The organism is Pseudomonas imperatae (assembly GCF_057128625.1).
The window spans coordinates 104487-129653 of record NZ_JBSKHP010000019.1; the positions used below are offsets into that span (position 1 = coordinate 104487).

General features: G+C 67.3%; 18 protein-coding genes. 3 read left to right on the plus strand and 15 right to left on the minus strand.

Annotation, left to right across the window (positions count from 1 at the left end; genetic code table 11):
• Positions 1-162 precede the first annotated feature (162 nt).
• The 5 genes from ACWKWX_RS22565 to ACWKWX_RS22585 form a co-directional block, all read right to left on the minus strand.
• Positions 163-1416 (minus strand): c-type cytochrome, encoded by a 1254-nt coding sequence (locus tag ACWKWX_RS22565; RefSeq protein ID WP_483828980.1) that lies wholly within the window; start codon positions 1414-1416, stop codon positions 163-165.
• 11 nt (positions 1417-1427) lie between these two features.
• Positions 1428-3032: a GMC family oxidoreductase gene (locus ACWKWX_RS22570; RefSeq protein WP_483828981.1), complete on the minus strand. Its 1605-nt coding sequence runs from the start codon at positions 3030-3032 to the stop codon at positions 1428-1430.
• 13 nt (positions 3033-3045) lie between these two features.
• A complete protein-coding gene (locus tag ACWKWX_RS22575) occupies positions 3046-3567 on the minus strand; it encodes a sugar dehydrogenase complex small subunit (RefSeq protein ID WP_483828982.1) in 522 nt (173 codons plus the stop codon).
• Positions 3568-3782: 215 nt separating this feature from the next.
• Positions 3783-4379, minus strand: coding sequence for a phosphatase PAP2 family protein (locus ACWKWX_RS22580; protein WP_483828983.1), 597 nt, complete (start codon positions 4377-4379; stop codon positions 3783-3785).
• Positions 4380-4669: 290 nt separating this feature from the next.
• Positions 4670-5968 (minus strand): ATP-binding protein, encoded by a 1299-nt coding sequence (locus tag ACWKWX_RS22585; RefSeq protein WP_416424590.1) that lies wholly within the window; start codon positions 5966-5968, stop codon positions 4670-4672.
• A gap of 132 nt (positions 5969-6100) precedes the next feature.
• Between ACWKWX_RS22585 and ACWKWX_RS22590 the strand changes: the two genes are divergently transcribed.
• Together ACWKWX_RS22590 and ACWKWX_RS22595 are read left to right on the plus strand one after the other, a co-directional pair.
• Positions 6101-7516 carry an NHL repeat-containing protein gene (locus ACWKWX_RS22590; protein ID WP_483828984.1) on the plus strand — a complete coding sequence of 472 codons (1416 nt, stop codon included), beginning with the start codon at positions 6101-6103 and terminating at the stop codon, positions 7514-7516.
• Between the two features lie 97 nt (positions 7517-7613).
• A complete protein-coding gene (locus ACWKWX_RS22595) occupies positions 7614-8027 on the plus strand; it encodes a PA0061/PA0062 family lipoprotein (RefSeq protein WP_416424592.1) in 414 nt (137 codons plus the stop codon).
• Positions 8028-8040: 13 nt separating this feature from the next.
• Here ACWKWX_RS22595 and bcsC read toward each other — a convergent pair whose 3' ends face one another.
• From bcsC to ACWKWX_RS22645, 10 genes are all read right to left on the minus strand, one after another.
• On the minus strand, positions 8041-11517 hold the full coding sequence (gene bcsC / locus ACWKWX_RS22600; protein ID WP_483828985.1) for a cellulose synthase complex outer membrane protein BcsC: 3477 nt from the start codon (positions 11515-11517) through the stop codon (positions 8041-8043).
• Positions 11505-12620, minus strand: coding sequence for a cellulose synthase complex periplasmic endoglucanase BcsZ (gene bcsZ, locus ACWKWX_RS22605; protein WP_483828986.1), 1116 nt, complete (start codon positions 12618-12620; stop codon positions 11505-11507). The genes bcsC and bcsZ overlap by 13 nt, the downstream gene beginning before the upstream one ends.
• A 4-nt stretch (positions 12621-12624) precedes the next feature.
• Positions 12625-14919: a cellulose biosynthesis cyclic di-GMP-binding regulatory protein BcsB gene (gene bcsB, locus ACWKWX_RS22610; protein ID WP_483828987.1), complete on the minus strand. Its 2295-nt coding sequence runs from the start codon at positions 14917-14919 to the stop codon at positions 12625-12627.
• Positions 14916-17510, minus strand: coding sequence for a UDP-forming cellulose synthase catalytic subunit (gene bcsA / locus ACWKWX_RS22615; RefSeq protein ID WP_483828988.1), 2595 nt, complete (start codon positions 17508-17510; stop codon positions 14916-14918). Before bcsA ends, bcsB begins: the two co-directional genes overlap by 4 nt.
• Positions 17507-18229 (minus strand): cellulose biosynthesis protein BcsQ, encoded by a 723-nt coding sequence (bcsQ, locus tag ACWKWX_RS22620; protein WP_416424597.1) that lies wholly within the window; start codon positions 18227-18229, stop codon positions 17507-17509. Before bcsQ ends, bcsA begins: the two co-directional genes overlap by 4 nt.
• Positions 18226-18468: a cellulose biosynthesis protein BcsR gene (bcsR, locus tag ACWKWX_RS22625; RefSeq protein WP_416424598.1), complete on the minus strand. Its 243-nt coding sequence runs from the start codon at positions 18466-18468 to the stop codon at positions 18226-18228. Before bcsR ends, bcsQ begins: the two co-directional genes overlap by 4 nt.
• Complete coding sequence (bcsG, locus tag ACWKWX_RS22630; protein ID WP_483828989.1) at positions 18438-20063, minus strand: cellulose biosynthesis protein BcsG; 1626 nt, start codon at positions 20061-20063, stop codon at positions 18438-18440. Before bcsG ends, bcsR begins: the two co-directional genes overlap by 31 nt.
• Positions 20050-20241, minus strand: coding sequence for a cellulose biosynthesis protein BcsF (gene bcsF, locus ACWKWX_RS22635; protein ID WP_416424600.1), 192 nt, complete (start codon positions 20239-20241; stop codon positions 20050-20052). Before bcsF ends, bcsG begins: the two co-directional genes overlap by 14 nt.
• Positions 20238-21803, minus strand: coding sequence for a BcsE family c-di-GMP-binding protein (locus tag ACWKWX_RS22640; protein WP_483828990.1), 1566 nt, complete (start codon positions 21801-21803; stop codon positions 20238-20240). The genes bcsF and ACWKWX_RS22640 overlap by 4 nt, the downstream gene beginning before the upstream one ends.
• 423 nt (positions 21804-22226) lie before the next feature.
• Positions 22227-23042 (minus strand): sugar phosphate isomerase/epimerase family protein, encoded by an 816-nt coding sequence (locus tag ACWKWX_RS22645; protein ID WP_483828991.1) that lies wholly within the window; start codon positions 23040-23042, stop codon positions 22227-22229.
• A 190-nt stretch (positions 23043-23232) separates the two neighbouring features.
• Between ACWKWX_RS22645 and ACWKWX_RS22650 the strand changes: the two genes are divergently transcribed.
• Positions 23233-24969 (plus strand): FAD-dependent oxidoreductase, encoded by a 1737-nt coding sequence (locus tag ACWKWX_RS22650; protein WP_483828992.1) that lies wholly within the window; start codon positions 23233-23235, stop codon positions 24967-24969.
• Positions 24970-25167 lie beyond the last annotated feature (198 nt).

Consider the following 25167-nt stretch of genomic DNA (forward strand, 5'->3'; position numbering starts at 1 on the left):
GGCTCCCACACTATTCGTGGTAGGAGCCGGCCTTGGCCGCGATGCAGGCGACGCGGTCTATGGAGTATCCGCATTCGCGTAGCAGTTGCCGCCAGGCGGCGTCTGCTTCACGCGGAGAGCCAGGCGCACCGCAGCGCCCGTGACGCGGCCTGGGGCGTGGTTTCAGTGCAGGCCAGCCTTGCGCAGTTCCGCCACGTCCGCGGCCTTGAGGCCATAGTCGGCACCACCGAACTGCTTGCCCACGTAGTTGGCCAAGGTCGCGATCTGCTCGTCCGTCAATGAACGACCAAACGCCGGCATCACCACCTTGTCGTTGCCCATGTCACGCTGCACACCCTGCAGCATCACCAGCACCAGGTTGTTGGCGTTGTCGGCGCCCACCACACTGTTCTTGTACAGCGACGGGTAGTAGCCCTTGCCGATGCCGCCACCCGACCACTGGTGGCAGCTGGCGCAGTTGCCGCTGTACAGGTTGGCGCCTTCAGCCTTGATCGGCGCACCACGCACCGCGGCCAGCGAGGCGATCGGGGTGCCCTGCTCGCTGCGCGCCTTGTCGATGTCGTTGGCTTGGGCCGGCACGCTGCGCAGGTAGGTGACCATGGCCTTGAGGTCGGCCTCGCTCAGGTGGCGGGTGCTCTTCTCGATCACTTCGGCCATGGGGCCACCGGCTTGGGCACGGCCCGGCACGTTGCCGGTGCCCAGGTAGCGGATGATCTCGTCATCGCTCCAGCTGCCGATGCCGTCCTGCTTGTGGCTGCTGATGTTGAAGGCCTTCCAGCCGGCAAGGTCGGCGCCGGCAAATTTCTTCGAGTCCTTGAGGCCCATGGTGATGTCGCGCGGGGTGTGGCACTGGCCGCAGTGGCCCAGGGCGTCGACCAGGTAGGCGCCGCGGTTCCACGCCTCGCTCTGCTGGGGCTGCGGCTTGAAGCGGCCTTCCTTGAAGTTGATGAGGTTCCAGAACATCAGCGACCAGCGCTGGTTGAACGGGAACGGCATCTGGTTCTCCGGCACCACGTTGTGCACAGGCGGCGTGCTCATCAGGTAAGCCTTGATGGCCAGCACATCGTCGTCGGTCAGCGCGGTGTAGTCGGTGTAGGGGAACGCCGGGTACAGGTTCTCGCCGTCCTTGCCCTTGCCTTCGTGCACGGCGCGCAGGAACTGGGCGTCGGTCCAGTTGCCGATACCGGTGTCCTTGTCCGGGGTGATGTTGGGCGAGAACAACGTGCCCATGGGCGTCTTGAACGGCGTGCCGCCGGCGAACGGCTGGCCGCCCGCGGTGGTGTGGCAGGCCTCGCAGTCGGCGGCGCGGGTCAGGTACTCGCCCTTCTTGATCAGCGCGTCGTCGGCGTTGGCGCCCAGGCTTGCCAGGGACAATGCGGCGACCAGCAAGGTGATGCAGTGTTTAGTGGCTTTCATCACAGGGCTCCTCAGGCGCGCACTTCGGCAAGCAGCTTGTCGCCCAGGCGCACGGCCAGCGCCACCAGGGTCAGGGTGCAGTTGACGTTGCCGGCGCTGGCCATCACGCCGCTGGAGGCGATGAACAGGTTGGGATGGTCATGGCTGCGCAGGTCGGCGTCCACCACCGAGTCCTTGGGGTCGTTGCCCATGATCAAGGTGCCCATGATGTGGTTGTTGTTGAAGTAGGTGTCGAAGTAAGTCACGTCGGTGCCGCCGAATAGCTCGGCGATCTTGGCGAAGTGCTCGCGGCAGACCACGGCGGCCTTGTCCACGTACTCGTCGACGAAGTAATGCACCTCGGGCTTGGGGATACCCAGGGCGTCGGTTTCGGTGTCGCTGGGGCGGATGCGGTTGGCCGGGTTGGGCAGGATGTCGAAGAAGCTGTTGACCATCATCCAGCGCGACGCCACGTCGCGAATCTGCTCGTTCAGCTCGTCACCCACCAGGCCCTTGCCCACCAGGTATTCGGCCACCGGGCGTACGGGCGAGTAGTTGCCGACGTTGATCTTCATCGACGAGCGCTCGTTGCGGAAATCACCGTCGCGCAGGTTGTTGATGCACGACAGGCGCATGGGCCCGCGACCCGGCCACAACGGTTCGTTGGCCAGGAAGCGCACGCTGGTACCTGGGTGGTCCATCAGGTTGCGGCCCACCTGGTCGGAGCTGTTGCCTATGCCGTTGGGGTTTTTCTCGCTTTTGCTGATCAGCATCAGCTTGGGCGTTTCAATGGCGTTGGCGGCCAGCACGAAATGCTTGCCGGTGACGCGCACGCTGGTCTTGTCCGGGTTGTAGTAATGCACGGCGACGATGCGGTTGTTGTCATCGTGCTCGATGCGGTAGACCACGGCGTTGACGATCAGCTTGGCCCCCGCCGCTTCCGCGCGGCGCAAGGCAGTGCCGCCGTCGTACTGGGCCTCGATCGGGCAGATCGGCATGCAGTTGCTGTTGCCGCAGCAGGCCGGGCGGTCCTCGAAGGCCACGCTGTTGCGGCCGGCCGGTTCCAGCACGGCTTCGTAGCCGGCGGGCGCCACCACGTCCTTGAAGCGCTGGTCCAGGTAGGACATTTTCAGCGGCGGCAACGGGTAGGGCTTGCTGCGTGGCGAGCCCAGGTCTTCGGCCGGGCCGGACACGCCCAGCTCCTGCTCGGCTTCGCAGTAGAACGGCTCCAGTTGGTCGTAGCTGATGGCCCAGTCGCGGCCCACGCCGTACTTGGTTTTCATGCGGAAATCATTGGGCAACAGCCGCCAGGCCTGGGCCGACCAGTGCCAGGTGGTGCCACCGGCGACGCGCAGGTAACCGGCCTTGTAGGGGGTGGGGCCTTTCTGGATGAAGTAGCCGTTGTCCTCGGGCGAGTACTGCGGGTGCGGGGCGTGCTCGGTGGGTTTGTACGGGCTTTGCAGGTCGCCCTTGAAAGCGGAGTTGCGGTAGCTCTCGACGATTTCCCAGCGCTGGATACGCGGGCCGGCTTCGAGCATCAGCACGTCGATGCCGGCGTTGGCGAGTTTGCGGGCGATCTGGCAGGCGGCAATGCCCGAACCGACGATCACCACGTCAGCGGAAGTAGGTGTGGTCATAATGGCTCTCGGGTCAGTTGGCAGGCAGCGGGTACGGCTTGGCTTCCCAATACCCCGGCGCACCGCGGGCATAGGTGGGCAGCACCACCATGTCTTTGATCGGCGGGTACATCAGCGCCTGTTCATAGGCATACGCCTGGTTGCCAACCACCCCGAGGTACCACGCCCGTGTAATCAAGGCCGGCACGAGGGCCAGTTCCTTGTGCTGGGCGGTGATATCGGCGGTGAGGTTGCGGGTGGACTGCTCGCGCGCATCCAGCCACTGCTTGAAGGGGGCCAGCAGTTGGGTGAAGTCGGGGTTGCCCTGGCTCAAGGCCGCGAACAACACCCGGCCGAGCGCCGGGTCCAGCACCTGCTGGCCACACAGCGGCTGGGAGATCGCCATGAACAGGGCGAAGTCATCCTGCGCCAGGGTGTCGGCCAGCACGCGGCCCAGCGGTGAAAGGCTGAAGGCAGCCGAGGCCGCCATGGCCACGGCACCCGCCCTCAGCACGGCACGCCGGCTGAATACATCGGAGTCTGATAAGGAGGTCATGTTTTTTTTCTCAGGCACACGGCAAGGTGAATCTAGTTCTTCTGGGGAGACTGGTCAGGTAGCCCACGGGAAATGCCCGCATTGTTTAGGTAACTACCTGGTTCGTCTAACGCGTAACGGGTATCCAGCCATGCGTTTTGTTTATGCCGTGAAACAATCCCTGCTTAAAGATTCATGCTATGCCGCTGGGTTTGCGCATTCGATTTCACGGTCGGCTAGCGGCACACCCAGCCACGCTCGATGGCCGGCGCGAACAGGCGCCGGTACAGCGCTTCCAGGCCATCGAGCAACCGCCGTTGCAGCGTGGCCGCGTGCAGCACCGCCACCACCAGCCAGTAGCAGGCCACCGCCACCACCAGCGAGCCGGCGATGTCGAAGGGGAAATGCACGCCCAGGTAGATACGCGCCAGCCCTACCAGCGCGCCCAGCGCCAGTAGCAGCCCGCCCAAGGCCTTGCGCCAGGTACACAGCCCCAGGCCCACGGCGAAGAACACCACCGCGTGGTCGCTGGGGAAAGAGGTCTCGGCGGCGTGCGCCAGGTAGGTGTGGCCCAGGGGGATCATGAACGGCCGCGGGTGCATGAAGCACAGGCCGATCAGCACATTGCAACACAGCGCCAGGCCGGCGGTCTGCGCCGCCATCAGCACCGCCGCGCGGCAGGCGCGCGAGCCCCACAACCACAGCGCCAGCAGCAACAGCGCTACCCCACCGATCAACCACTGGGCGACGGCCGTGGCCAGGAACAGCATGATGTGCGGAGGGTGTTCGCCGGCATTGAGCCACATGAACAGCGTGCGGTTGAAGGCTTCCATCGGTACGGCTCCAGCGAAGACGAATGAGATAACACTTCGCCAGCATGCGCACTGGGCGGTCAAAAGCAGGTGAAAGGCTGGTCAACAAACCCGTAGCAGCGGCCCCAGGGCCGCGTCACGGACGCGGCGGTAAACCTGGCTCACCGCGTGAAGCAGACGCCGCCTGGCGGCAGCTGCTACGCCGATCTCCGTTGGGACCATAAAAGCTCGCTGGCAAGCCAGCTCCCACAAGACAGTTGCTGCTACGCCGATCTCCCGTAGCAGCTGCCGCAGGCGGCGTCAGTGCCTGTTCAACTGAAGACGATGCGCGCCACCAGGCCGTGGGGCACGCGGTTGAACAGGGTCAGGGTGCCGTTGTGCGCCTGCACGATGTCGTTGACGATTGAAAGGCCCAGGCCAACGCTGCCGGGGCGGTCGCCGCGCGAGGGGTCGAGGCGGAAGAAGGGTTCGATGACGTCCTTGAGCCGCTCCGGGGCAATGCCCGGGCCGTTGTCGGCGACCTCGACGGTGATCACCCCGCCCACCACCGTGGCACTGACGGCCACCTGAGTGGCGAAGCCCAAGGCATTGTCGATGAGGTTGCACATCACCCGCTGGATGGCGTCCGGACGGCATTGAAAACGCAGCTGCAGCGGGCCGTCGTAGGCAATGTGCGCGCCGGCGTCCTCGTAGTCGTCGCACAGCGTGGACAGCAGCGCGCCCAGGTCCAGCCACTCCTTTTTCTCGGCATGCGAGCTGCTGCTCAGGTACGCCAGTGCCGAGGAGACCATGGTTTGCAGCAGGCTGATGTCGCGGATCAGCTTGTCCCGGGAGATCTCCTTGCGGTCGGTTTCCAGTTGCAGGCGCATGCGCGTCAGCGGCGTGCGCAAGTCGTGGCTGACCGCCGCGAGCATGCGCGTGCGGCCCTCGATGGACGCGGTGATGCGCTGCTGCATCAGGTTGAAGGCATGGGCAGCGCGGCGAATCTCCAGCGGCCCTTCCTCGACAATGGGCGCCACCACGATGTCGCGGCCGAAAGCCTCGGCCTGGTCGGACAAGCGCCGCAGCGGGCGCACCACGCGCCACGCGGCCCAGGCCGACAGCGCGGTCACGCCCACGCACAGAAACAGCAAGGCACCGAAGAACGGAAAGGAAAACCGCGGTGGCTCGCGCTCGATGCGCATGGTGCGCACCTCCAGGGTCTGCTCGCCCAGGGGCACCAGGATCTGGATATTGGCCTGGTCGGCGTCGGGGTTGCAGGCGTGGGCGCTCACCGGTTGCCCAGGCCCCAGTTCGTCGCGCAGGGCCTTTTGCAGGTCGCGGGAATTGAGGTTGGTGTCCGGGCACGGGGTAATCGACGGCTGCAGGGTCATCTTCAGGCCCAGGGCCTGGGCCGAGGCCTGCACGTACTGGCGCTGTTCGGGCGGGGTGGCGCGCAACATCTGCACCAGGTTCGACACCCGGTAGGTGGTCTGCCAGGGCCAGGGCGGGCTTGGCGGCCCGCCGGGCAGAAACAGCAGGCCCAGGAAGACCAGGAAGGTGACCACGGACGAGCCGGTCACGATCGCCAGGATCTGGCCACGGATGGTGCCGAAATGGCGCAGTATCATGAGTCCGTCATGGAAGGCTGGTTCAAGGGGCGGCTACCGTGATGGGGGTGGTTTAACGTCGGTAGGTGGAGTGTGCGCCACCCTGGCGGTGCCGCGCACCGCCATTGCATGTCAGGGTGGATACGTTGCGTGATGAACAGCACTGCACCTGTAAGTTCTGACAGTATCGCCGCCTGGGTAACCGGCATATCGTCCGGTTTTTCCCCGGACGAGTGCACAATCATGTCGATTAATCATAGCAACCTTGCTCACCCGGGCGAACTGGACGTTGCGTTTGGTAACAATGGCAGAAGCGTGCTGCCGGCCTTCGCTGACCTGGACAGGATGACAGGTGGCCTGTGCTTGGCGGCCGGTGAACATTTTTTTGTGGCCGCGCATGCCAGCGAACGACTCATCGCCAAATACGCCCTGTGCAAGTTCCGGCCCGACGGGGCATTGGAAACTTCCTTTGGCGGAAACAGCGGCTTTATCCTGGGGGAATATCCCTCTGAGAGAAACGCCCAAGGCGAAGCGGTACGCACTCAAGCCCATGGCGGTCAGGAAAAAATTGTGTTGGTGGGTAGCGCCTTTCCTCCGCAAGTGGAGTTTGGCGTGCCCGTTACACTCTGGGTCAGCCGTTTCAGCGCCGATGGCCTCCTCGACCCCGGGTTCGCCGACCAGGGGCATCGACGCCTCGATGTCGCGGGCCATGCCTATACCCAGGGCTCCGCTGCGCTCTTCTGTGACGACCAATACACTTATGTCAGTGCCACTTTCCAATCGTTGACGCAGGCGGCCTCGTTTGTCAGCCGGCTGTTCCGCCTTGACCTCGACGGCAACCTGGACCCTGCTTTCAACGGCACCGGCTTTGCCCACATCCAGCACTCCGGTTCCCCCACGCGCATTAGTGCCATGGCCGTACTCCCCCGCGCACGGATCTTGCTGGCGGGAAGTGCCAGCATGGCGAATGGGGAACACGGCCTGTTTGCAAGCCTGAACAACGACGGTACACCGGACCGCTCCTTCGGTGACGGCGGCTATGCGGCGTTCCAGGCAATAGGCCTGCACACAGAACTGCATGGGTTGGTCATTACCCCGGACGGCAAGCCCTTGGCCGTGGGCCGTACGCGGTCAGAGAACTCGACGAGCGATAATCTGGGCCTGGTGTACCGGCTTAGCCAAGAGGGCCAGCCAGATATCGGCTTCAACCAGGGAAACCCAGTCCTCACCAGCCTGGGCCATACCGTACCGGGTGGTCGTTGGCTGGCGGCGATCCTCGACTCCTCCAGTTTGCTGGTGACGTTGGGCGCGGCGCCTAACGTTCATGGTCGAGAGTCGTTCGTGCTCGGACGCTATTCCATTGATGGAGCCCTGGACCCGAGCTTCGGTGTGGAGGGCCTTGCCTACGTGGACCAGGACGATATAAGCACCATCGCGCCTTATTCGCTCATCCAGCAAGCTGCGTCACGACGCCTGGTCGTTGGGTTGAACTACTTGAGCCCCCAGGGCTTCACCGGCCATGTGGTTGGCGTGCACGGCATGAGTGGTGCGGACCTGCATACCAGGTAGTCAATCATGCCGCCGTCCGTGGCGGGGTGGCGATGGCTGCAAACCGCCCCACCACAGGCTACGCTACACCCGTGCCCCTGCCAGAAAGGAAAACCACATGCCAAGCACCTCTATCGCCCTGAAAACGGCGCTCCCCGCACTCGCGTTGTTGCTGGCAGCCTGCGCCGCACCGCCGCCACCGCCCGGCCCGGACTTTTCGGTGGTGCGCTTCAGCCACGACAACCCCGACGAAATCGTCGGGCAGAAACTCGATGGCAAGAACACCGAGGACGGCAAGTCGTTCAAGGTGAAGGCCGGCTCCCACGACCTGGTCGTGGTGGTGCAGCGCCAGGACACCAACGGCAAGATGCAGTACTGCTTCGCGACCTTGCAGTACGCCAACTTCAAGGATGACGAGGTCTACAACATTCACGAGGACCGCCTGGGCCGCAAGGTGTTCCTCCAGCTTCGCCGCCACACCGAGGTGCTGGCGACGAACGAAGGGCCGTTGAACTGCTCACCCGGTAGCTGATGCCCCACAGGGCTCAGCGCATGTCGGCGTACGGCGAGATCGGCTCCACCGGCAGCGGCAGGTTGCCCTGCCAGGGATCGAAGCTGTAGCGCAGGTACAACAACGCACGGCTGGGGGCATAGCCCTCGCTGTGCTGCCAGGTGATGCCGCCACCCAGCACCAGGTTGTCCGACAGGCGCCGCTCCAGCAGGCCCTGCACGCGGAAGTTGACGCCGTTGCTGCTACTGCCGGCCTTGGTCAGCGTCGGGTCATCCACCAGGGTATGGCCCGACTGCGCCAACAGGTTCTCCAGGTCGCTGGCGCTGCTGGCCTTGGGGTACAGGTCGCTGCTGTCGATCTTGGCGAACGACCAGCCCACCGAACTTTCCAGGAACGCCGACCAGTTGGCGTCGCGCCAGGCGAAGTTCACCGGCACGCTCACCGAATAGTACTGCTGCGGGCTGTAGTAGCCGCCCTGCCCCAGCGTCGACTCGCTCAGGTCCTTGTCGTAACCCATGTACATCAGGGTCAGGCCGGTGCGCACGCGCTCGTCGGCGCGCTCCACCAGGCGGTAGTAGTAGCCGCCCATGGCGCTGCGGCGCTGGTTGTTCTCGACGTTCTCGCCCACCAGCCAATGGCTGCTCAGGCTCGCCCACACGCCGTCCTTGCCGCCTTCGTCGTGGCTCAGGCCCAGGGTGAAACCGTTGGCGGTGACGCCGCCGAACTTGGTGCCGGTGACGGGATCGGTGGCGCCCGCGTAGGACACCAGCGAGTTGCTCAACGGCCGGCGCGAGGCGGTCAGGCGGTAGCCGATGCTGTCCCAGTCGCCGCTGTAGGTCACCCCGCCCACCCAGTTGGAGACGGTGAATTCCTGCGGCGTATGGCCAAGGTCAAAGGCCCAGGTGTCGTCGTGCCAACCCACGCCCAGCATGGTGCCGTTGACGCTTTGCGCGCCCTTGGCGCAGCCGCCCTGCACCACCGCGCACAGGCCGAACTGGTCGTTGCTGGCGAAGCTGCTGACGTCCAGCTGCACCTGTTCAGCCTGCACGAACCCCTGGCCCTGGGCCACCGGCGCGTCGATGCGCAGGATGGTGGTCTGGGTGCTCAGGTCGGACACGCCCGAGGCGCTGTTGTCGGTGCGCCAGGCGAAGTCGTGGTACAGGTTCACCGTGGGGTTCTGCTTCTGGTACAGCGCGTCGACGTCGCTGCGGATGCTGCGCGGCAGCCACTCGTCGCTGTCCTTGGCGCGGCTGGCCGCGGTCATGGCGACGTTGTCGCGCGGCGCCGCCTGCTGCGGGCTGATCAGCTTGGCCGCGGCCATGCTCTGGGCGTAGTAGTCCAGCGCCCGCTGCGGCTCGTCGCGTGACAGCAGCCGCGCGGCGTCGCGGTAGGCCAGCGGGTCGGCCGGGCGGCTTTTGAGCAGCTCGGCGAACAGCTGGTTGGCGCGGGCCTTGTCGCCCACTGCCGCCCAGGCGTTGCCCAGGCGGCGCTGGAACGAGACCGTCACCGGCACCGGCGCCACTACCGCGGCGAGCTCGGCCTTGGCGGCCTGGGGCTGGCCACGGGCGATCAGCACCTCGGCCAGGCCCAGTTGCGCGTCGGGGTTCTTCGGCTCGCTGGCCAGCACCTTGCGGTAACGGCCTTCGGCCTGGCCCAGGTCGTTGCGCTGCTGCGCCCAGTCGGCCAGGGTCAGGTAGTCATCGGTGGTGGGCGCACGCAACAGCAGCGCCTCGGCCTGGCTTTCGTGCCCGGCGGTGCGCAGGGCCTCGGCCTTGGCCAGCAGCTGGCGGCGTTGCAGGCGCGCCCACAGCTGCTGCATGTTGTCGCTCCAGGCCGCGCGCGCGATCTGCTGCAGGCTGCCCATGGCGTCGCCGTCGCGGTCGGCGTCGGCCAGGTACAGGCCGTGGGCGTAGCGCGCCTCGGGGTTCTGGCCCTGGCGCTGCAACAGCAGGCTGAAGCTGTTGTCCGCCTGGGCAACCTGGCCCAGGCTGCGCTGGGCGTTGGCCAGGCGGTACACCAGCCAGGGGTTGTCGGGGTCCAGGTCGCGGGCCTGGGTCAGCGTCCGGGCGACTTGCGCCCAGTCACCGCGGCGGGTGGCGTCGTCGGCCTGGGCGTTGAGGCGGTCCAGGGCCAGGCCACGGCGCACGCTGAGGAATTCCTGCTGTTCGCGGGGCGTCAGGCTGTCCAGGTACTGCTCGGCCTTTTCCGGCGACTGCGACTGGTACAAGCGCACCAGGCCGCGCACCACGCTGGCGTTGCTGGGGTCAAGTTTGCGCGCCTGCAACAGCAGCGCCTCGGCGCTGATGTCGTCGGCCTCGCCCCGGGCCACGTACGACAGGCCGATCAGGGGCGCGGCATCCTTGGGCTGGGCCTGGCGCGCCTGCTGGTAGAAGCGCTTGGCCTGCGGGTACTGCTTGCGGTCCAAGGCCTCGTCGCCCTTTTGCAGCAGCATCCACTGGAAGTTGGCCACCTTGAGGTCCTGCCACTTGGTCATCCAGTAGGTGTCCTGCTCGATTGCCGAGGCCTTGACGAAGGCGTTGTAGGCGCCTTCGTGCTTGCTCTGGCGCATCAGCGCCACGCCCAGCGAGCCCAGCAGGCTGGAGTCCTGGGGGTAGCGCTTGAGGGCGATGCGCAGCTGCGCCTCAGCCGCCGGGTTGTTGCCGGCGTCGAGCAGCGCCTTGCCGCGCACGCCCGCCTGCCAGGCCGGGTCGGCCAGCAGCTGCTGCTGGTCGTGCAATTGCTTGATGGCGTCGGCGCGGTAGGTGGTGTCGGGGTAGACGTCGAGGAAGGTCTGCCAGGCCTGGGCGGTGTCGTGGCCCACCGGCTGCTTGAGCAGGTAGTTGTACTCGCGCTCGGCGGCATTGGCCGCAGCGTTCGGGTCGCCGCCCAGCTGGTGCAGCACCGCCAGCGCCTCGGCGTCGCGCTTCTCGGCGAACAGCAGGCCCACCAGGGTCTGGCGCAGGCCGGCGTTGCCGGGGTACTGGCGATCCAGCTCGCGCAGCTGGTCGATGACCGTGGCGCGCTGGGGCTTGATGCCCGCGCGCACGGTGAGGAATTCCAGGGTGATGGCAAAGTCCGGCATGTCGTTGCCGAACAGCTGCAGGTAGGCCTGCTCGGCGTCTTCGTAACGGCCGGCGGTGGCCAGCAGGCGCGCCTGCTGCAGGTCTTTCTGGCCGTCGCTGCTTTGCAGCTTGAGCAGGTTCTCGGCACGGTGCAGCGCCGCGGTGCCGGGGATCTGCTGGCGCAGCCGCGCCACCAGGCGCTCGGCGCCGGCCTGGTCCTTGTTGAGCAGCGCCTGGCGCACCTCGGCCACCTGCACCTGAGGGTTGTCCGGGGCGATCAGTTCCAGGCGCGCCAGCGAGTCGTGCACCAGGTCTTCGCGGTACAGTGCCTCGCCCAGGCGGATCTGCTCCAGCAACCACTGCTGCTGGTCAGGCGGGCTCAGCGGTTGGGCCAGGGCGACCCCGTAGACGCTACTGAGCAGCAGCCCCAAACCCGTCATTTTTTGCATGCGGCAGTCCAGTTCGGCACGAGGTGTCCGTCTTTGTCAAAGCGATAGCGTTGTTGGTCCCAACCCTGGCCGAACAGCGCCAGCGACTGGTTGTAGTAAGCGTCCGCCAGGGTCGGCTGTTGCTCCAGGCGCTGGCGCTGGGTAGCCAGGGCCGCGGCCTGGGCCGGGCTGGCGGCCAGCAGCGGCAGCAAGGCGGCGCTGAAACCCACCGGGCCGGTGCCACTGGCGGTGCCGGTGGCGCTGTCGACCCGTTCCGGCACGAAGCCCTGGGCCGCGGTGAGCTGGGCCATCGGCTGCAAGTGTTCGAGCAGCGACGCCCGCCCCGGCGCGTCCTTGGCCAGCATGCCGGCCCACAGGTACACGCGGATGGCGTCGTAGCTGCCCACCGCGCCTTTCTGGCCATCGACGCCCCAGCCCTGCCCGGCCTTCCACAGCTGCCAGTCGGGCACCAGGCCCTTGGGCGAGCCTTCCAGCAGCAGGCGCTGGGTATTGCTGGCCAGCTCAGCCCAGATCGGCGCCTCGGCGGCAAACCGCGCCAGCAGCTGCGGCGGCAGGTAGCTGGCGTTCAGGCGCCAGCCGTCGGCGCTGTCGAAGCCCACGGTGCCGGGCAGCAGCATCAGGCCCAGGCCCGGCAGCGTGCGCAGGCTCTGGGCGGCGGTGCGCCACAGCAGGTTGCGGCCCAGCACCTGGTAGTCGTCGCGGTGCCACAGGCGCCCGGCTTCGAGCAGGCTGTAGGCGATCCACAAGTCGGCGTCCGAGGCGTTGTTGGCGTCGAGCACGCGCCACTGGCCGTCCTTGTCCCGGCCCCACTGCCAGGCCGGCAGCTGGCGGTTGAGGTCGCCGCCGGCGAGGTTGTCCTGGGTCCAGCGCAGCACCTTGGCGAAGCTGGCCGGGTCGTTGCCCAGCAGGGCGAAGAACAGGCCGTAGCTCTGCCCTTCCGAGGTGCTGACCAGCTGCGCACTGGAGTGGTCAATCACCCGGCCATCCGCGCTGAGCATGGCCTGCCGGTACTGCTCCCAGGCCGGCCAGGCGCAGGCCCCGGCGCTGGCAGCGCCGGGGGCCAGCAGGAACCCGGCCAGGGCCAGGGCGGCGATGGCTTTCACCGGCTTACTCCTGGCCAGCCAGGCGGCGACGCGCCATCCAGCGCAGGCCACGCCACAGCAGGAAGGCGGTCAGCAGCACGCTGAGGGTGGCCATGGCCGCCAGCAGGATCGGGTGCTCGGACAGCTGGTACCACAGCAGCAGCCACCACGGCAGGTGGCCGACGAAGTACTGCTGCCCTACCCAGCTGCTGCTCACGCCGCTGCTGCGGATCAACGCCACGGAGCCGGCCACCGCTTCCATCTTGCCACTGTCGGCGAGGGTGTCGCGCAGTAGTTGGTAGTCGGCGTCATCGCTGGCCAGCAGAGCAACGATGCTGCGCTGTTCGTGGTACGGCGACTGCAGGCCGACGATGGCGGCGATCGGCGCCTGGGCGCTGACCTCGACACGGTTGGCGCCCAGGTCGCGGGCGTCGCTGAACTGGCCGGCGCGGGCCGACTTGCCGCTGTCTTCGTTGGCCGGGGTCAGCAGCCAGTCGCGGGTCTTGGACAGCACCAGGTTGGCGTCGTCGCCGTTGCCGACGTTGGCGGCCAGGGCGCCGAACACCAGCAGGTCGGTGTCGGCCTTGGCGTCGTTCCAGTCATCGGACAGGCGCAGGCCGAAGGCCGGCAGGCCCGAGCGCGCGGAAATGCCGGCGATGGCTTCGAACAGCGTGCTCAACTGCACGGCGCTGCCGTGGCTGGGCACCATCACCAGGGTTTGCGACAGGTCGGCCATGCGGCTGAACGGGAAACCGCCGCGGGTGAAGGCGCGCAGGTCGGGCATGGCGATGTAGTGGTAGTAGCCGGACAGGTCGATGGTCGACTCTTCGTCGATCACCGCCTGGTTGTTCACCGGCAGCGAGGTCTGGCAGTGGTCGCGCTGGGCGCTGGCGAAGGTGGTGGCGAAGTTGAAGTCGAAGCGCAGGGTGTTGCGGTCGCCGATCTTCAGCGCCGGCACCAGCAGCTTGTCAGTGACGTTGGCCGATTCGTTGGACAGCACCGCCAGGCGCAGCTGCTCCAGCTGGCTGTTGCTCTTGCTCTGCAGCGCCAGGCTGGTGATGAACTGGTTGTTGAGGCTGATGGTCAGGCGCGAGGCGTCGTTGACCGCCGGCGGCGTGTAGCGGAACTTGGTCTGCAGGGGGATGCCCTGGTTGCGCCACACGAACAGGTCCGGCGGCAGGTTCACGTCCACGGTAATGGAGCGCGGCTGCAAGCCGTTGGCCTGCAGTTGCTCGGGGTACTTGATCAGCTCGGCGAAACGCACCGGGCGGTCGGTGCGCATCCAGTTCGGCGCGTCATAGGGCACGCGCGGCTTGAGCTGCTGCACCTTGTCCACGGTTACCCGCGAGCCACGGAACAGGTCGCCGCCGAGGGCCAGGGCGCGGGCGGCCTGGGCCAGGTCGTCGTCGTTGCGGCCCAGCACCAGCAGCACCTTGCTGTAGGGGTCCTGGGGGTTGTCGATCATCTGCACCACCGGCGCGTCAACGGCCGGGAAGCGCTGCAGGTCGGCGAGGAACGCCGGGCGGTGGTCGTTGGTGGCGAAGACGATCGCCGGCTTGGCGCGGTGTTGCTCGTCCAGCGCCGGCAGTTGGTCGAACAGCACCGGGAACTGGGTGCCGCGCCAGCCAGCCTGGCTGCCGAAGTACGAGGCCAGGATGCCGGCCGCGCGCTCCTCGCCCAGGGTCGGCGCGTTGGCGAACACCAGGTTGATCGACGGTTTGTCCTGGCCACGCGGGTCGAAGAACGGCATGGGGAAGTACGCCAGGTCATTCTTCAGGCTCAAGGCCTGTTCCTGCAGCTGGATCTGGCTGTCGCGGCCCACGTTCAGCCACAGGGTGCTGTTGGCCGGATCTTCGCAGATGTCGGTGTAGTGGCCGACGAACTCCAGGCGCACGCGGTTGTAGTCGGCAATCAGGTGCGGGTCCAGGGCCACGGTCTGGGTGACCTTCTTGCCCAGCTGGTCCTTCTCGATCGGCACCACGCTCATCAGCACGTCATTGAGGTACACGCGCAGGTGCGAGACCTGGGGCAGCAGCGACGGCGACGGGGTGTACGACAGTTGCAGCTTGGCATCGCTGGCGATGCGGTCGCGGCGCAGGCTGAATTCCACCTGGTCGCTGGTGTGGATGCCCAGCAACAGGCTGTCGCTGGCGCGGCCCAGCTGCTCGAAGCTGTGGGCGCTGCTCCAGTTGGGAATGGCCGGGACAGCCGCCGGGGCCGCGGCAGGCGCCGGGGCGGTGACGGGGGCGGCGGCCTGGGCACAGGCGACGGCCAGCAGCGCCAGGCTGGCAACGATGGTTTTGTTGAAGAAGCGGCTCATTTTGCGCTCACTGGTCGAGAAGTGGAAAGAGGTGCGGCCGCGGGCATGCGCGGCAGGAAACTGGCCAGCCAGCGCAGCAGGCGCAACGGCGGCCCGGCGATGTGGCGTACCCAGGCGGGCAGGTATTCGTAGAGGCGGTAGTAGCCGGTGCCGCCCAGCTTGAGAATGTCGACGAAGCTGTGCAGCGGGCGGTCCGGGGCGAAGTTGTCGCCCCAGTTCAGCCAGGCGTCGGCACGGGCGAAGGTGCATTGCACGAAGTCGATCTTCTGCTGGGCGCTGAGGCTGTTGAAGCTGATGCCCACGAAGGTCTTGTGGCTGCGGCTGACGAAGCCGGGGAACAGGAACTCGCGGTTGCCGCGCTTCATCAGCAGCGACACGCGCCCGCCCACCGGCAGCGCCAGGGTGGTGTCGAGCTCGATGCCCGCGCCGCCGTCGGAATAGTCCTGCAGCATGCCCGGGTAGCAGTGGCCGCTGTCCAGGCGCAACGCGGCCGGCAGTTGCACCTGCACGCGGTGGGTCTGGCGCACCTGGCGCACTTCCGCCGCCACGGCCACGGCGGCGCCGACGATCAGCAGGTTGTAGACCACCCACAGGCTGCTCACCAGCACGGTGACGATCTCGGTGGCCGGCCCGCACAGCAGGCGCCAAACGGCAAAACCCAGCCCGGCGATGTTCAGCAGCGCCAGCAGCAGGTACGGCTGGGCGATCTTCCAGTCGAACTGGTTGTGCTCCATCAGGCCGCCCTTGGCGGTGACGTTGAACTTGCCCTTCTTGGGGTTGAACAGCGCCACGGTGGTGGGCCGGGCGATGTACCAGGCCAGCACCGTCTCGTACACCTCGCCCCAGAACGTCTGCCGGTAGGCGCCCTGCATGCGCGAGTTGGTCAGGCTGGCGTGGATCATGTGCGGCAGCACGTACAGCAGGATCATCACCGCCGGGGCGTAGATGATGTAGGCGTGCAGGAACAGGAACGCCAGCGGCGCGGTGAGGAACACCAGGCGCGGCAGGCCGGCCAGGAAGTGGATCATGGCGTTGGCGTAGCAGATGCGCTGGAAGATCGTCAGGCCGCGCCCCAGCAACGGGTTGTCGGTGCGGAAGATCTGCGCCATGCCCCGTGCCCAGCGGATGCGCTGGCCGATGTGCGCCGACAGGCTCTCGGTGGCCAGGCCGGCGGCCTGGGGGATCTTGATGTAGGCCGAGTTCCAGCCGTTGCGGTGCAGGCGCAGCGCGGTGTGGGCGTCCTCGGTCACGGTTTCCACGGCGAAGCCGCCGATGGCGTCGATGGCCGTGCGCCGCAGCACGGCGCACGAGCCGCAGAAGAACGCCGCGTTCCACATGTCGTTGCCGTCCTGCACCAGGCCGTAGAACAGCTCGCCCTCGTTGGGGCGCTGGCGGAACACGTCGAGGTTGCGCTCGAACGGGTCGGGCGAGAGGAAATGGTGCGGGGTCTGCACCAGCGCCAGTTTCGGGTCGCTGAGGAAGCCGCCGGTGGTCAGCTGCAGGAACGAGCGCACGGGCACGTGGTCGCAGTCGAAAATCGCCACCAGTTCGCTGTCAATCAGGGTCAGCGCATGGTTGAGGTTGCCCGCCTTGGCGTGGCGGTTGTCAGTGCGGGCGATGTAGCCCACGCCCACTTCGGCGGCGAACTGGCGGAAGCTCTCGCGCTTGCCGTCGTCGAGGATATAGATGTTCAGCTTTTCCGCCGGCCAGTCCAGGCCCAGCGCCGCGTACACGGTGCCGCGGACGATGGACAGGTCCTCGTTGTAGGTGGGGATCAGCAGGTCGACGCTGGGCCACAGGCTCAGGTCGCGCGGCAGCGGCTTGGGCTTGCGGTCCAGCGGCCAGCAGGTCTGGATGTAACCCAGGATCAGCACCACCCAGGAATAGGTCTCGGCCACCAGCAGGATCGAGCCGCACACCAGGTCCAGCGGCTGGTTCCAGTTCAGCGTCGAGGTGTAGCGCCACCACAGGTAGCGGCACGAGACGATCACCGACAGCACCACCATCAGCAGGGTCGGGAAGCGCCCCGGCACCTTGCGCACCAGCATGGCCAGGCCCCACAGCAGCAGGACGAACACCAGCTGGGCGACGTAGCTGAACGGCTCGGTGATGCACAGCAGGGTCAGCAGGAACGCCACGCTGGCGATGACCCCGTTGAACAGGCGCTGGCGGCGGCGGTCCAGGCCTTTCCACCAATGGCTGCCCTGGCGGATTTGCGCGCTGCTTTCGGCGCGCTGGGGCAATTCTTCCAGCGCCGCCCCTACCCTCGCCCACAGGCGCAGGTACAGGCCGCCCAGGGCCTTGAGCCACTGCGGGGTGCGCAGCGACCAGGTGCGCGCCGGCGCCGGCTTGACCAGCAGCAGCCACAGGCTCTGCACCGCGTAGCGCAGCGGGTCGCCCAGGCTCGGCGCCTTGCCGGCCACCTGCGGGTACCAGCGCCGCGGTTGCTCGAGCACGGCGCGCCACTGCGCCGACTCCAGGCGCAGGCACAACCAGGCCAGGGCACAGAGGCTAGCCAGCAACAGGGCGACGGGCGGCGCGCAGTCGTGGCGCTGGCGCAGCCGGGTGTAGGGAAACACCTGGGCGATCATAGGGTCTCCAGGCGACGGGTCAGGCACCAGGTGGCCAGGCTCTGCACGTCCTGGGCCGCCAGGCTGGCCTCGGCGTAGGCGCCTACCGGTTTCTTGAACGCCAGGGCTTCGCGCATGGCTTCGTCCTGGTGAATGTTGAGCGGCAGCAGGCGCTCGCCGAACTGCTTGCGCCAGATCAGCAGCAGGTCGCGCTGCAACTGGCTGGCCGGGTCGAAGCGGTTGATCAGCAGCTGTTCACCCTCTTCTTCCTGCTGTTGCAGCAGCACCTGGCAGGCGGCATCCGCTTCCACCACCAGCAGGCGCATGGCGCACGGGCCGACGCGAGCATGGCCCGGCAGGCGCAGCGGCACGTCGAACAGAATCCAGTCGAACTGCGCGGCCAGCGCCGCCTGGCGCCGGCGCCACAGCTCGGGCTCGTGGCGCAGGCGCTGTTCCACCTGGTCCTGCTCGGCCCATTTCAGGCGGCCATAGGGCAACAGGCTCAGGCCCGGCTCCACGGTCCAGGCCTGGGTGTTCCAGTCCAGGCCGTCGACCATGGCCCGGGCCCAGCCGGCGCGCTCGTTGACGCCGACGTTGAAGTGCAGGCGCAACAGGTTCTCGGGGCACATGTCCACCAGCAGCACGCGCTCGCCCAGGCTGTGCAGGGCCTGGCCGGTGGCGGCCAGCAAGGAAGTGCTGCCGACGCCACCGCGCAGGCCACGCAGGCTCAGGGCGGTCACGACAGCAGCTCCAGTTCGGATTTGCGCGCAGGCGGCAGCACCCGCGGTTGCAGGCGCTCCATTTCCGCCAGCAGCGGCCAGCGGTGCAGGGCTTTCTGCAGCTCCAGCTGGGCGGAAATGTCGACGTAGTCCAGCTCCGGCAGTTCAAGTTCCTGCTTGAGGCGGGCGATGTCGTCGGCGCGGGCGGCCCGCGACTGCACGTTGGCCTTTACTTGAAGCGCTGAGGGTACGGCAGCCACTGGCCTTTCTCCTTGATGCGAACGTAGGGTTTGCCGGCGTAGTCGACGACCACGGTGCCAGCGTTCTCGGAGACCGCCGCGGTTTGCGGCAGGTCGGTCAACAGCGCCTGCCAGCTCGGCGCCAGGCCTTCGCCCTGGGGCTGGGCGGTGTACAGCCGGCTGATGATTTCCGACAGGGCCAGGAAGCTGCTGGGCGCGGTGACGTGGATCGGCGCGGTGGCCGAGGTGCTGCCCATGTTCACCAGCTTGATGCCCACCGGCACGTGGGTGATGGACGGGCTGGGGATCTCGCGCATGCCGGAAATCTGCATGCGGTCGCCGTGCAGCGCGGCGCCGTGCTCGGGCACGATCACCACCACCACGCGGCGGCCGCTGGCCTGCAGCTGGGCGATGAAGCCGTTGAGGTCGTCGATCAGGCCCTGGGCGCGCGGCTTGTAGTCGGCGCTCTTGGTGCCGCCGTCGGCGGTCAGGGCGCGGTTGCCGTCGTGCAGGGTGGTGGTGTTGTAGAACAGCGCCACGCGGTCGCCCTTCTCGTCCATGCGGTGTTTCCACCAACTGGACAGCACCTGTCCATCACGCAGGATCGGCGTGCCGTCGAAGCCCACCAGCGCCCGTGGCAGGTTGCTGGTGCTGATGGCCGGTGGCGGCAGCGCGCCCTGGGAGCGCACCTCGTCGAGGAAGCCTTCGAACTGGCCGGTGTGGTTGAGCATGACTTCGTCGGCGAAGCCCAGCTTCTTCAGGTCGTCCATCAGCAGGCACTGCTCGGGCGCGGTGCCGTAGAGCTTGCTGTGCGGGGTCTGGCCGCACGAGGCGCGCAGCAGGCGGATGGCCGCCGGGCCGCTGTAGGAGGTGGCCGAGTTGAAGTTGTCGAACACCACGTCCATCTGCTGGAACAGCGTGTTGTCGCGCAGGCCCACGGTTTCCAGGTCGTCCCAGGCCATGGAGCAGATGTTGATCAGCAGCAGGTCGAACGGCTGCGCCGGCGAGGTCGAGGGCTTGAACTCGACCTGGCGGGTGGCCTCGGTGCTGTAGAACTTCTGCAGGTAGCTTTCCAAGGTGGCGTTGTCCGGCTCGCCGGCGCTGGCCACGGCGGGCGCGCCTGGCGTTGCGGCCTGGGCCGGGGCGGCGCTGGGGTGCATGGCCAGCACGTTGGCGCTGGCCAGCCAGGCCAGGCCCAGCACGCTGACGGTGGTCAGGCGCAGCCAGTGGCGCACGAAGGCGTAGACCGCCACCAGCACGCAGAGCAAGGCGCACAGGTTCAGGTCAATGAAGCGCGACACCAGGTCCAGCAGGTAGGCGCCGGTGAAGTCGAGCACGCCGGGCTGGGCCAGCAGGCGGCTGAACGGCGGCAGCCAGGTGTCCTGGTAGAGCAGCGCCACGCCCACCGGAACGGCGATGACGGTGCGCAGCAGGCGTAGGTGGCGGTGGCGCAGCGGCAGCAGCAAGGCGGCGGCGAACACCACGTTGGGCAGCACCTGGAAGTTCAGGTAGCCGGTCCACACCAGGGCGAACTTGATGATGAAATACAGGTTCCACAGGCCCAGGCCCGACCAGCTGCGCACGCGCCGTTGGGGGATGACTTCAAACTGGCTCATGGGGCTCGCTCTTGGCAGGGGCGCGGCGACGCACGCCACGGGATTTCAAATAACGGGCCGGCAGCACGGCCTGGACGATGGCGGCCAGGTGGCGGCCGAAACGCGTCAGGGCGACCACCAGGGCCAGGGTCAGCAGGCTGCTCAGGGCAATGACCTGGATCAGCTCGAAATAACTCATAAGCAGGCGTCCGTAAGGGGCAGCGTGGTGCGTTTGGGCGCGTAGGCACCCCGCTCGGCGACGGCCGCCGAGCTGCCGGCGGTGCGTTCCTCGGCCAGGTGGAAGGTGGCCGGCAGTTCCGCGGCGCTGAGGAAGGTGGACTGGGGCAAGGCGTCCACCCCCGGCAGAATCTGGAAGGCGCTGAACAGGTCGCGCCAGGCCAGCCGGCAGATGTTGCCCAGGGCCGGTTCCAGGCCGTCGGCGCGGCAGGCGAACAGGAACAGGTAGAAGTCACCGTCGACCACGCAGGCGATGTCGCCGAAGCGGCGCAGGCTGATCTGGTTCAGGTACTGCTCGATGTCCAGGCCACCGCGCGGGGTGAGCTTGAGCAACTGGTGGCTGATCTCGCCGGCGGCGCCGCCGTAGATGCGCGTGACCGTGGCCAGGAACTCCGAGGGCATCATCAGGCCGCGCTCGGCCGGCGGCCGCAGGCGCTCGAACAGCGACTGGAAATCGGTGTTGCGGCTGTGCCGCCAGGTCTGCCCCTGCACGCTGTCGATGATGCTGAAGAAGTACGCCAGGGTGGTGCCGTAGGGCACGGTGATGTTGGCGCCACAGGACACCAGCAGGCGTTCGTCGCGGTAGCGCAGGCAGGGTTCGATCTCGCGCACGATGATCTTCAGGCTGCTGCCGCACCGCTCGCGCAGGGCGTGCAGTTGCCGGGCCAGGCCTTCGACCTCCTGGTTGCTGTCGATGGCGACGATGACGCTGGCGGCGCGCGCCTGGCGCGCCTGCAGCAGCAGGTCGTCGCGGTCTTCGAACAGGCGCCACTGGTCCGACAGCGCCGGCGAGCCTTCCAGCACCGAGCGCTGGGTCAGGTAGATGCGCTGGTCGTCGGTGTGGGTCAGCTGCGGGCTGGCCTGCTCGCTGGCCGACAAGGCAAAGCCCTGCTCGCCCAGTTCCAGTTCCAGCTCCTGGCCGCTGCACACGCCCAGCGCGCTGTGCCAATAGTGCAGCTGGTAGCGGATGCCACCGTCGCGGCGGTACAGCTGCGCCAGGCCCGACAGGGTTTCGTTCAGGCGCAGCAGGCGCTCGTGCAGCTGCGGCGCCTGGCCGTGGCTGATCACCAGCAGGGTCGATTGGCGCCGCGCCAGCCACTGGCCCAGGGTTTCGCACCAGTGGCGCAGGCCGGGGGCGATGTCGCTCACCCAGGCGCTGGCCGGCAGCATCAGCACAATGACGCTGCCCGGCGCCTTCACAGTGCGGGTCAGCTCACCCACCAGCGCTTTCAGCGCCAGGCCGATGTCGCCTTCGTCAATGTCGAACAGCGCCAGCTCACCCGGCCCGGCATCGGCGGCCAGGGTGGCGGCCAGCGCCTGGCTCTGGTGGCCACAGCAGGCCAGCGTCGCCCGTGCCTGTGCGGGCATGGCCGCCAGGCACTGGCTGGCCAGCGCTGCGGCGTCGCCGGCCTGGTCGGCGGCGATCCAATACAGGCCGCCCTGGCGCAACACCATTTGTTCATCGCGCAGATGACCGATAGCTAAGCTGACTTGACTCAAATGTTCCCCGCACTCAACAGCCACGCGCGCGGGCAAACCCCGCGTGCAATTTAAAGAGGGAGTCATTTTCCGCGGCATGCACAATCGCCCGCACAGGAGCGGGGACGGTCAGGCGACAGAGAAAACAGGTGATTGCACTGCGGGCCGAATCCCCAAGGGCTTGGGGCGGGGGGCGTATCAATGCGAGATAGAGCCGCGGACAAGTGGCTTGCCGCGCTCAGTCATTGCCGGACTCTCTTGTTCCTCGGCAATGGGGCGCCATTATTGGCGTGCGGAAAAGTGCAGTCAATTAGATAGAGACGATATGCAAAAAAATAGATGGCTCAAAGCCAGTTTTATTGTATCGCATTGAATACAATGACAAAAAACGTTATCGCCACGGATAACAACGCGCTACAGAAACACCCTGCCGGTGCCAGGCGGCGAGCGCCCGGCAGCGGCTGGCGGTCAGCCACCGAGCACCTGGCGCATCTTGCGCAACCCCGCCTCGGCGCGCTCGAAACCGTTCAGCGCCGGCACCTGTTGCGTCGGCGCCTCGATACTGATGGGCACCTGGCGCGGCAAGGCCTGGAGCAGGCCGTGCAGGTCGCAGTCACCGTCACCGGGGAAACGCCGCTCGTTGCGCGCCTGGCGCAGGATCTCGTCCATGCTGTCGGGCACCGGGCCTGCCACGTCGCACATCTGCGCATAGCGAAAGCGCTGCGGGCTGGCCTGCACGGCCGCGGCCAGTTGCGCCAGGGACGAGCGCGAGCGATTGAAGTGGAAGGCGTCCACCAGCACACAGCCGTTGTCGCGGCCGGCGTTGTCGACGATGCGCAGCGCCTTGGCCAGGTCCGGCGCGTCGGTCCAGGGCATGAACTCCAGGTGCGGGTAGATGCCGTAGGGCCGCGCCAGGTCGCACAGCTGGGCGAAGTTGTCGGTCAGGCGCGCCTCGTCCGGGTCATTGCCGGCCACCAGCAGTTCGCTGGCGCCGAACTCGGCGCCCACCTCCAGGAAGATCTCGAAGTCAGGCACATGGGTGGCCGGTTTCAGCCGCAGGATCTCGATGTCCAGTACCTTTATTCCGGTGTCAGTCAAGGCCTTGGCCGTCTGCCGGCGCAGGCCGAGGTCGGCCACCAGCGGGTAGTGGTATTCCTGCGGCGTGGCGGGTTCCAGGCGCAGGCCCACGTGGCTGTAGCCGGCGCGGGCGGCCACCTCGACCATCTCGGGTGGGGACAGCTCCAGCACGGTCAGGGCTGCCAGGGAAAAAATCTGTTCGCTCATGAAAGACACTCGTTCGGCATGGGTGACGGACCAATTGGCATATTTAGAACCCAGTTCCATTTTTATGCAAGTCGACTTTAGGCCACTGGGCGGGAGGCATGTTGGCCAGCGCCCGAGCACCGTTGACAATGGCAATCATAAATGGAACCCTGTTCCAAAATAATTCGTCTCGGCCTCCAGGTATCCACTCATGACCGCACCCCTGCCCTCTCACTCTCGCCACATCGACTGCGATCTCCTGGTCATCGGCTCCGGCGCCTCGGGCCTGGCCGCCGCTGTAACCGCCGCCTGGCACGGCTTGCGCGTGGTGGTGGTGGAAAAGCACGAGGCCTTCGGCGGCGCCACGGCCTGGTCCGGGGGCTGGGCGTGGGTGCCGGGCAACCCGCTGGCCAAGCGTGCCGGCATTCACGAAGACCCACAGCAACCGCGCACCTACCTCAAGCATGAACTGGGCGAGCGCTACGACGCCGCCCGCGTGGACGCCTTCCTCGACAACGCCCCGCACATGGTGGCGTTCTTCGAGCAGCACACCTCGCTGCAGTGGGTGGACGGCAACGGCATTCCCGACGTGCACGGCCACGTGGCGGGCGCCGCCACCCAGGGCCACCAGGTGATCGCCGCGCCGTACAACGCCCGGCAGATGGGCAAGCTGATCAAGCGCATGCGCAAGACCATGCGCGAGACCTCGTTCCTGGGCATGCCGATCATGGCCGGCGCCGACCTGGGCGCCTTCCTGACCATGACCCGTTCGCTGAAGTCATTCCTGCACGTGAGCAAGCGCTTCATCGCCCACCTGCGCGACCTGGCGCTGCACGGCCGGGCCATGCACCTGGTCAACGGCGTGGCCCTGGCAGGCCGCCTGGCCAAATCGGCCGAAGACCTGGGCGTGCTGCTGATCGAATCGGCCCCGGCGCGCGAACTGCTGCGCGAGGACGGCAAGGTGCTGGGCGCGCGGGTCGACACCCCGCAGGGCCCCATGACTATCCGCGCCAGCAAGGGCGTGGTCCTGGCGGCCGGCGGCTTCCCCAACGACCTGGCCCGGCGCAAGGCGCTGTTCCCGCGCACCCCCACCGGCGCCGAGCACCTGGCGCTGCCGCCGCTGGCCTGCGCCGGGGACGGCATCAGCCTGGGCGAAGCGGCCGGTGGCGTGCTCGACACCAGCGTCGCCTCCCCTGCCGCCTGGGCGCCGGTGTCCCAGGTGCGGCACCGCGACGGCACGGTCGGGCACTTCCCGCACATCATCGAGCGCGGCAAGCCGGGCATCATCGGCGTGCTGTCCACCGGCAAGCGTTTCTGCAACGAGGCCGACGGCTATTACGACTACACCGCCGCCATGGTCGCCGGCGCCCCGGCCGGCGAGGAAGTGGCCTCGTGGCTGATCTGCGACCACCGCTTCCAGCGCCGTTTCGGCCTGGGCTACTCGCGCCCGTTCCCGCTGCCGGTGGGCCCGGCGGTGCGCAGTGGCTACCTGCAGCGCGCCGACACCCTGCACGCCCTGGCCGCCCAGTGCGGCATCGACGGCGATGCGCTGGCGCAGACGGTCAGGCAGTTCAACGAACACGCCCGCCGCGGTGAAGACCCGGAGTTCGGCCGCGGCTCCACCGCCTACAACCGCAAAATGGGTGACCCGCTGATCACCGACGGCAACCCGTGCGTGGCGCCCATCGAGACCGGGCCGTTCTATGCGGTGAAGGTGCGGCCGGGCAGCTTCGGCACCTTTGCCGGGCTCAAGACCAACGGCGACGCCCAGGTGCTCGACCAGGCCGGCGCGCCGATCAGTGGGTTGTATGCGGTGGGTACCGACATGGCCAGTGTGATGGGTGGTTTCTACCCTTCGGGTGGCATCAACCTGGGGCCGGCGTTGACCTTTGGGTATATTGCCGGGCGGCATGCGGCGGGGGTGACGGCGCATGAGGCGAACGCGTAGCGCCAGATCAAGCTTGTGATCTTGATCTTGATCTTGATCTCGCTTTTGATCTTGATCTCGCTTTTGATCTTGCTTTTGATCTCAGGCCCCGTAAAGCGCCAGGGCCGACTGGAGGCGTTGCCCAGGCGGCAGCCCGCAGGGCCCTTCGGCGCAGCCGAAGGAAACGGCAGCCCGCCCGCTTTGTTAGCGGGGGCCGTT